This is a genomic window from Stenotrophomonas pictorum JCM 9942 (assembly GCF_001310775.1).
Taxonomy (GTDB): domain Bacteria; phylum Pseudomonadota; class Gammaproteobacteria; order Xanthomonadales; family Xanthomonadaceae; genus Stenotrophomonas; species Stenotrophomonas pictorum.
Genome location: NZ_BAZI01000401.1, coordinates 1 through 2,301 on the forward strand (window position 1 = coordinate 1; position 2,301 = coordinate 2,301).

The 2,301-nt window shown below is 67.8% G+C and carries 1 protein-coding gene and 2 pseudogenes; 1 reads left to right on the plus strand and 2 read right to left on the minus strand.

Features of this window, described 5'->3' with window-relative positions; all coding sequences use genetic code 11:
• Positions 1-213, plus strand: a pseudogene (locus JCM9942_RS14275) (exodeoxyribonuclease VII large subunit); the annotation flags it as partial.
• A gap of 77 nt (positions 214-290) precedes the next feature.
• On the opposite strand, the gene JCM9942_RS14280 reads toward JCM9942_RS14275, so the two are convergent.
• Both JCM9942_RS14280 and JCM9942_RS14285 read right to left on the minus strand, forming a co-directional pair.
• Complete coding sequence (locus JCM9942_RS14280; RefSeq protein ID WP_054660505.1) at positions 291-1,205, minus strand: M48 family metallopeptidase; 915 nt, start codon at positions 1,203-1,205, stop codon at positions 291-293.
• Positions 1,206-1,271: 66 nt separating this feature from the next.
• A pseudogene (locus tag JCM9942_RS14285) lies at positions 1,272-2,301 on the minus strand (formylglycine-generating enzyme family protein); the annotation flags it as partial.

A 2,301-nucleotide genomic window follows, 5' to 3' on the forward strand; every position in this document is an offset into this window, starting at 1 on the left:
GTGATGCGCTGCGTCTGCGCGGCATCGCCCGCTCACTGGAGGCGGGTCAGCCCACTGGCCACCGTGGCCCGGGGCTATTCGATCCTCACCCGCAGCGACGATGGCGCACTGGTGCGCAGTGTCGATCAGCTCCAGCCCGGGGACCGTGTGCAGGCCCGCCTGGCCGACGGCCACGTGCCTTTGCGCGTGGAATCCGGCAACAGCAACCACTGAGCCCGCCGCGCGGTGCCGAAACACGGAACGCCGGCATTGCAGCCCGGCGTTCTGCATTGCGCGGCGGCGAACCGGACTTACTGCCGCACCGCGCGCTCTTCGCTGCAGAACTGCTGGCGATAGGCCATCGCCTTGGGCATCAGCGCACCCAGGTTCTGGATACGGGTGCCGGGATTGGGGTGGGTGGAGGAGAATTCCGGCGGTGCCTGCCCGCCACTGGCCTGGCCCATGCGCTCCCACAACGGCACCGCCTCTTCGGGGTTGAAGCAGGCCGCCGCCGCCAGCATCAGCCCGACCTCATCGGCCTGGGTTTCATGCGAACGCGCGTACGGCAGCAGATAGCCGTAGCCCATCGCCGACATCATCATCTGCTGCTGTTGCGCGTCCATGCCGCTGGCCGCACCGGCCATCTGGCCGATCTGGGTCAGCTTCTGCTGGGCCATCCGCTGGGCACCGTGGCGCAGCAGCGCGTGGGCGATCTCGTGGCCCATCACCACCGCCAGCGCGTCGCTGTTCTGCGCCACCGGAATCAGCCCCGTATATACGGCCATCTTGCCACCCGGCAGGCAGAACGCATTGGCCTGGTCGGACTGCAGCACGTTCACTTCCCAGTCGAAATCGCGCGCGAAGTGCTGCGGCTGCAGGCCGTGCTCCTGCGCCAGCGCGGTTTCCACCACATCCACCTTGGCGATCAGGCGCCGGGCGATTTCCCGCACCTGCTGGGAGATCTGCGCGTTCGGATCGACCGGCCGCTCCTGCGACAGGATCTCCTGGTAGGCCTGCAGGCCCAGCGCCTTTTCCTGGCAGGCATCGAGCGTGCTGTCGATCAGTACCTTCTCGCCGGTGTACGGATCAACCGAGCGGTTGCCCAGGTAATAGCAGCCGCCATAGATGGCAAAACCCAGCAGCACCACCCAGCGGATATTGCCGAACAGCCCGCCACCGCGGCGCTGCCGGCGGTTGCCCTGACTGCCGAAAGGATCCTGTCGCATGTGGAAGTTCCCGTGAGGAGCGGTTGGTCGGGGCCGATGGTAACCCGCCCCACCGCACCGGCCACGTCAAATGCCGCGCACCAGCCGGAAGCCGATCCGGGCCGAGGTCACATCCGAATCCTGCGACTGCCGCCATGCCGCCCGCGTCTGTTCCGGCGCATTGGCCCAGTTGCCACCGCGGATCACCCTTTGCCGGCAGCGGGGTTGTACCAGGCCGCACCGTCGGCTGGCGCACGGCGGTAGCTGGCGTGCCAGCAGTCGGCCACCCATTCACTGAGATTTCCGGCCATGTCGTGCAATCCCCAGCCATTGGGCTGGAAGCTGGCTGTCGGCGCCGCCCCCCAGAAACCGTCGCCATAGCCGACGAAGGCGTTGTTCCAGTGGCGTCCGCTGGGCGAAACATCCTCGCTGCCGGTGAAGTTGCCCGACAACGGCGGCGGCACCCCGGCATTACCCCACGGGTAACGGCCGCTGGTTCCGGCCCGCAGCGCATACTCGAATTCGGCCTCACTGGGCAAGCGGTAATAGCGCCCGGTCTGTTCGGACAGCCACGCGGCGTAAGCCTCGGCGTCGCGCACGCTGACATGCATCACCGGGTTGCCAGGCTTGGCCGGCGCACCGTTGTAGTCCGAACGCCAGTCCACGCCACTGCGTCGGACAAAATTGCCGCTGCGCTCGTCATAGACCACCGAATGGCCGCGCCGGGTGGCCCGCGGGCGCGCCTTGGCCGCCTCGACGAAGCGGCCGAATTCGGCCACGGTCACTTCGGTGATCGACAGGGCAAAGCCGCGATCAAAGCGCACGTAATGCTGCGGACGTTCGGCATCGCTGGCGCCCGGTTCGGCATCGCCCGCGCCCATCTGGAAGCCCCCATGCGGAACCACGATCATCTGCGGCCCGCGTCCGCCTCCCTGCAAGGCATCGGAAAACACCTGCCCGGGACGGAAACTGCCGTAGTGCGCGACCAGATCGATCCGCTGCCGCAATATCGCCACGGTCGGATCCCCCGGCGGCGCGATGCGCAGCGCCTGCTCGAGTTTTTCGCGCGCCGCCTTCAGCCCTGCGGCGAGCTCAGATCCCGCAGACCGCCGTCGCG